5 protein-coding genes and 1 pseudogene are annotated in these 5864 nt (G+C 74.0%); 2 read left to right on the top strand and 4 right to left on the bottom strand.

Going from position 1 to position 5864, the window contains the following annotated elements; genetic code table 11:
• Nucleotides 1-137 precede the first annotated feature (137 nt).
• The 3 genes from pfkB to ACWEN3_RS39305 form a co-directional block, all read right to left on the bottom strand.
• Nucleotides 138-1085, bottom strand: coding sequence for a 1-phosphofructokinase (gene pfkB, locus ACWEN3_RS39315; protein ID WP_452981387.1), 948 nt, complete (start codon nt 1083-1085; stop codon nt 138-140).
• A complete protein-coding gene (locus ACWEN3_RS39310) occupies nt 1082-1843 on the bottom strand; it encodes a DeoR/GlpR family DNA-binding transcription regulator (protein WP_452981384.1) in 762 nt (253 codons plus the stop codon). Before ACWEN3_RS39310 ends, pfkB begins: the two co-directional genes overlap by 4 nt.
• A gap of 204 nt (nt 1844-2047) precedes the next feature.
• Complete coding sequence (locus tag ACWEN3_RS39305) at nt 2048-3574, bottom strand: MFS transporter (protein WP_452981381.1); 1527 nt, start codon at nt 3572-3574, stop codon at nt 2048-2050.
• A gap of 41 nt (nt 3575-3615) precedes the next feature.
• On the opposite strand from ACWEN3_RS39305, the gene ACWEN3_RS39300 reads away from it, so the two are divergent.
• Nucleotides 3616-4599 (top strand): helix-turn-helix transcriptional regulator, encoded by a 984-nt coding sequence (locus ACWEN3_RS39300; protein WP_452981378.1) that lies wholly within the window; start codon nt 3616-3618, stop codon nt 4597-4599.
• A gap of 60 nt (nt 4600-4659) precedes the next feature.
• Here ACWEN3_RS39300 and ACWEN3_RS39295 read toward each other — a convergent pair whose 3' ends face one another.
• Nucleotides 4660-5271, bottom strand: a complete 612-nt coding sequence (locus ACWEN3_RS39295; RefSeq protein ID WP_452981390.1) for a TetR/AcrR family transcriptional regulator — start codon at nt 5269-5271, stop codon at nt 4660-4662.
• 524 nt (nt 5272-5795) lie between these two features.
• Here ACWEN3_RS39295 and ACWEN3_RS39290 point away from each other — a divergent pair.
• A pseudogene (locus ACWEN3_RS39290) lies at nt 5796-5864 on the top strand (class I tRNA ligase family protein); the annotation flags it as partial.

Raw genomic sequence — 5864 nt, 5'->3', positions numbered from 1 at the left:
GACCCGCCGGGTGGCGGCGGGCGGCGGGAGGCCCCCCCGCACCGGGGCCGGTCGGCTCGGGGAATCCGGGGGTGTGGATGCGAGCGGTGCGCCGAGCCGCCGGGTTGCGGGGCGTGCGCCATGGAGCGCGGCCGGGGTCACGACGCCGGCTCCGTCAGTTCTCGGTCGAGCGGGAGATCGGCGGTGACCGTCACGGCCGCCGGGTCGAGGTCGCTGGGGGCCGGCATCACGCTGCCGGGCAGCTGGACGGCCGCGGCGCCGTGGGCGACGGCGGAGGCGAGCGCCTCGGGGCCGCTGCCGCCGGCGATCAGGAAGCCGGCGAGGGAGGAGTCGCCGGCGCCCACGTTGCTGCGGACGGCGGCCACCCGCGCGCTGCCGAACCAGGCGCCCCGCTCCTCCACGAGGAGCTGTCCGTCGGCACCCAGGCTCGCGAGCACGGCGCGCGCGCCCATCCCGCGCAGTTCCTCGGCCGCCTTGAGGGCGTCGCCCACGGTCGCCAGGGGGCGTCCGACGGCCGCCGCGAGCTCCTCGGCGTTGGGCTTCACCACGTCGGGCCGGGCGTGCAGCGCCTCCAGGAGCGCGCGCCCCGAGGTGTCCAGGGCGATGCGCGCGCCGCCGGCGTGCGCCCGCGTGACGACGTCGGCGTACCACGAGGGCGCGAGCCCCCGGGGCAGGCTGCCGCAGCACGCGATCCAGTCGGCGTCGCGCGACTGCTCGCGCACCGTCTCCAGAAGCAGTTCCTGTTCGGCCGGGGAGAGTTCGGGACCGGGCGCGTTGATCTTCGTCAGCACCCCGTCCAGCTCCGCGAGCGCGATGTTGGAGCGGGTGGCGCCGGCGACCGGGACCGGGGCGACCTCGATGCCCTGCGCGTCGAGCAGACCGGCGACGAGCGCGCCCGGCGCACCGCCCAGGGGCAGGACGGCGACCGTGCGCCGTCCGGCCGCGGCGACGGCGCGCGAGACGTTCACGCCCTTGCCGCCGGGGTCCGTGCGCTCGGTCTCGGCGCGGATGACCTCGCCGCGCTTGAGCGCGTGGACCTCGTAGGTGCGGTCGAGGGACGGGTTGGGGGTGACGGTGAGGATCATGCGCGCACTACTTCCGTGCCGCCGCGCTCGATCGCGGCGGTGTCTTCGGGGCTCAGCCCGCTGTCGGTGATCAGCAGGTCCACATCGCTCAGGTCGCCGAAGCGGGCGAAGTGCTCCTGGCCGTGCTTGGCGGAGTCGGCGAGGAGGACGACGCGGCGGGCGGCGGCGATGGCGGCCCGCTTGACCGCGGCCTCGGCGAGGTCGGGGGTGGTCAGGCCGTGCTCGACGGAGAAGCCGTTGGCGGCGACGAACAGGACGTCGGCGCGGATCTCGCCGTACGCGCGCAGCGCCCAGGCGTCCACGGCGGCGCGCGTGCGGTTCCGTACGCGCCCCCCGACCAGGTGGAGCTGGATGCCCGGGTGGTCGGCGAGGCGGGCGGCGATGGGCAGGCTGTGGGTGACGACGGTGAGGGAGGACTCCAGCGGGATGGCCGCGGCGACCCGCGCCACGGTCGTACCGGCGTCGAGGACCATCGTGCCCTCGGCCGGCAGTTCGGCGAGGGCGGCCTTGGCGATGCGGTCCTTCTCGTCGGCCGCGGTGGACTCGCGTTCGGCGAGGTCCGGCTCGAAGTCGAGGCGGCCGACCGGGATGGCGCCGCCGTGCACCCGGCGCACGAGGCCGGCGCGGTCGAGGGCCTTCAGATCGCGGCGGATCGTTTCCGCGGTGACCTGGAACTCCTCGGCCAGCGACAGCACGTCCACCCGGCCGCCGTCGCGGGCGAGCCGGAGGATCTCCTGCTGCCGTTCCGGTGCGTACATGTCGCTCGTCCTCCGACTGGGTGTCCGTTCACTTCCGAGTCATGCCCGAACGTGTGGTTTCTCTGGAGGCTACGCCCGGTTTTCCGGAAAGTAAACAGGTTCGGGCCCGAATCGGGCATGATCGGACGCCCGCCCCGGCCGGGCGGGCGTACGGCGAGGCCCGGCACCCGCGGGTGCCGGGCCCTCGTCGAGGCCGGGAGCGGCTCAGTGCACCAGCTCCGGCTCCCGGTGCTCCTCCGGAAGGGCCGTGTCGTCCGCCCCCTCCACATGCTGGGCCGGCCGCTTCGGCAGGGCGGACATCAGCAGGAAGATCGCGCCCATGATCCCGGCGACCCACCACAGGGCGTGCTGGAAGGCGTGCACGAAGGCCGGGCCGACCTGCGCCGGGCTCAGACGGTCGCCGATCTCCCCGAAGAAGACCACCGACACGAGCCCCAGCCCGAGCGCGTTGCCCATCTGCTGCACGGTGTTGATCAGCCCGGACGCGGAACCGGCGTGCTCGCGCGGCACCTCCGAGAGCACCGCGTCGGTCAGCGGGGCGACGATCAGACCCATGCCGGTGCCCATCACGACCAGCGGCAGGGCCATCTGCCAGGAGGCGATCCCGAGACCGTAGCGGTGCGCCTCCCACAGGTAGAGCAGCACGCCCGCCGCCATCACCAGCGCGCCCGCCTGGAGCACCTTCCGCCCGAACCGCGGGACCAGCTTCTGCACCGACAGCCCCGCCGCCGTGGACACCGCGAGGGAGAACGGCACCCCGGTCAGCCCGGCCCGCAGCGGGTGCCAGCCCAGGCCGATCTGCATGTACAGGGTCCACACCAGGAAGAAGATGCCGAGCGCGACGCCGAAGACGGTCTGCACGGCGATGCCCGCGGCGAAGCTCTTCACGCGGAACAGCGACAGTTCGACCAGCGGGGAGCCGTCGCGGGCCGCCTTGCGCCGCTCGTACGCCACCAGCGCTCCGAACACGCCGAGCGCGCCCGCCATCGACACGTACCCCCACAGCGGCCAGCCCAGCTCGCGGCCGCGGGTGAGCGGGTAGAGCAGCATCAGCAGACCCAGCGAGACCAGGGCGACCCCGACGAGGTCCAGCTTCAGCGCCTTCGGGGCGCGGGACTCGGTGATGAAGCGGCGGCCGAGGAGGAAGGCGACGACGCCGACCGGCAGGTTGATCAGGAAGATGGGCCGCCATTCGAGCCCGAACAGGTTCCACTCCGTCAGCAGGGCGCCGAGTAGCGGGCCGGAGACCGCGCCCAGGCCGACGATCGCGCCGAACAGGCCGAACACCTTGCCGCGTTCGTGGGCCGGGAAGGTGGCGTGCACGATCGACAGCACCTGCGGCACCATCATCGCCGCCATGCCGCCCTGCAGGATGCGGGAGGCGACCAGCATCTCCGGGTTCGCGGCGAAGCCGCACAGCGCGGAGGCGAGGGTGAAGCCGCCGATGCCGATCAGGAACAGCCGCCTGCGGCCGTGGATGTCGCCGAGCCGGCCGCCGGTGATCAGGCCGGCGGCGAACGCGAGGGCGTAACCGGCCGTTATCCACTGGATCTGGCTGACCGAGGCGTGCGCGGTGCGCTCGATGGACGGGATCGCGATGTTGACGATCGTGACGTCGACCAGGTCCATGAACGCCGCGGTCATGACGATCGCCAGGGCGAACCAGCGGGCTCGGTCGGGTGCAGGGGTGCTTCGGTCGTTCGAGGTCATGAGAGGAAGGTAGAACCGCATTAGGTCAGAACATGTCCTAGACGTGCGGCATTCTCGTACGCATGACGACGGACACTCCGGCACGGTTGTTGCAGTTGCTCTCGCTCCTCCAGACGCCCCGCGAGTGGCCCGGCGGGGAGCTGGCCGACCGGCTCGGGGTGTCCCGCCGGACCGTGCGGCGGGACATCGACCGGCTGCGTGAGCTGGGCTACCCGGTGCAGGCGACGAAGGGCTCGGACGGCGGGTACCGGCTGGTCGCGGGCAAGGCGATGCCGCCGCTGGTGCTCGACGACGAGGAGGCGGTCGCGATCGCGGTGGGGCTGCGGGCCGGGGCCGGGCACGCCGTGGCGGGCGTGGACGAGGCGTCGGTACGGGCCCTGGCCAAGCTGGAGCAGGTGCTGCCGGCCCGGCTGCGGCACCGGGTGTCCACGCTCCAGGCCGCGACCACCCCGCTGACCAGCGGGGACGGGGCCAGCATCGCGCCGGAGACGCTGACCGTGATGGCCTCGGCCGTGGCGGGGCGGGAGCGGCTGCGGTTCGCCTACCGCGACAAGGAGGGCGGCGAGTCCCGCCGGCTGACCGAACCGCACCGGCTGGTGTCGACCGGGCGCCGCTGGTACCTGGTCGCCTACGACCTCGACCGCGCCGACTGGCGCACCTTCCGGGTGGACCGGGTGAGCGAGCCGTTCGCGACCGGAGTGCGGTTCGCGGAACGGGAGTTGCCGACCGGGAGCGCCGCGGAGTACCTGCGGCGCTCCATCCAAGGGCAGCGGGAGACCTACGAGTTCGAGGTGCGGTTCGCCGTTCCGGCACAGCAGGTCGTCACGCGGACGCCGATGTGGCGCGAGATGGCCGAGGACGACACCGAGGGCGGTTGCGTGGTCCGCGGCGCCACCGGCGACCCCGTGGAGTGGCTGGCGGTGCGGCTGGCGATGGCCGGGTACGAGTTCACCGTGCGGGAGCCGGCGGAACTGGTCGAGCGAGTACGGGAGTTGGGCAGCCGGCTGAGCCGGGCAGCGGAGCCGGCGCTCCCCGACCGGCCGTGACGGTCCGACCCTCTGGTCGGCCGACCGTGGCTGGTCCTCGGCCTGATGGGCCACGCCGGCTCAGCCCGCTGCCCGGCCCCATTCGAAGGCGCGCAGGGACTTGAGGTTGCGGATCGCCAGGGCCGCCGGGCCGTCCGGACCGGTGGCCGGGGACGTGGTGCCGGACCAGGACTCCACGGCCACGCGGACGGCGGTGCCGGCCACGGCCGCGGCGAAGCGCAGGTCCGGGGTGATCGCGGGCGGAGCGGTGAGGTCGTCGCCGGTCCCGGACGTGGCCAGTCGTCGCGCGAGGATCTCCGCGACCGCGCCCTCGTACACCTGCCCCACCTCGGCCCAGACCTTGCGCAGGGCGGGGCTGGTGTCGGCCAGGCGGATCAGGGTGCGGACCCATTCCCAGGAGGCAGCCGAGACACCGGCGCCGGGGGCGAGGGTCTGCTGGACGGCGTGCTCCAGGGCCTGCGGGACGGTGAGGTGGGCGGGGGCCGCGCGGACCGCTTCCGCCCAGCGCTGGGCGCCCGCGGCGTACAGGGGGGCCACCGCCTCTTCCTTGGTGGCGAAGTAGCGGTAGAAGGTGCGCGGTGCGATGCCCGCCATCTGGGCGATGTCCTCGGCACGGGTCGCCCGCAGGCCCTGGCGGACGAACAGGGCGGCCGCCGCCCGGGCGATCTCCATGCGGGTCTCGGCCTTGCGGCGCTCGGTGAGGGACACGGGAGCGGAGCCGGAAAGCGGCTGGTCGGCAGTGCCGGGGGCGGCGCTCGGGGTGGTGCTGGGGCTGATGCGGTGGTGGGTACTGCGGGTGGTGCTCATCTCGGCAGGCTATGCCCGTGTGGCAGAATCTGCCATCCGGTGGTCCACCCCGGGGTTCAGGTACGGGGTGGGCCGCCGTTTCCGTCCCGTTCAGCGGTTCCCGCAGCTCAAACCGCACGCGCCGGCGACTCCCGCGGGCTCCAGCCTCGCACAGGTCCGGCCGCTCGGCGGTACGGCGACCCGGCGGCCCGCGTCGACGACCGGGCCGCCCGGAACCGGCGACCCCTGATCGGCGAGCGACTTCAAGCTGACTGCCCGTCAAGGTCCGGTCCTGCGGCCGATTTCGAGACGCCCCTGAGGGAACCGCGTCCCTCCGCCGTGGCGTGGAAATGCCGTTGCGGACCGGGCGGTCTCGGCCGCGGCGCCGTCGGCCCACTCTCGCGGCGGTCACCTGCCCCCACTGCGGCTACGACAAGGCCCGTGGCGACCAGTGCGAGAACTGCACCCGTGTCCTGGAC

The organism is Streptomyces sp. NPDC004561 (genome assembly GCF_053602155.1).
This window is presented reverse-complemented; position numbering and strand designations above follow the sequence as displayed.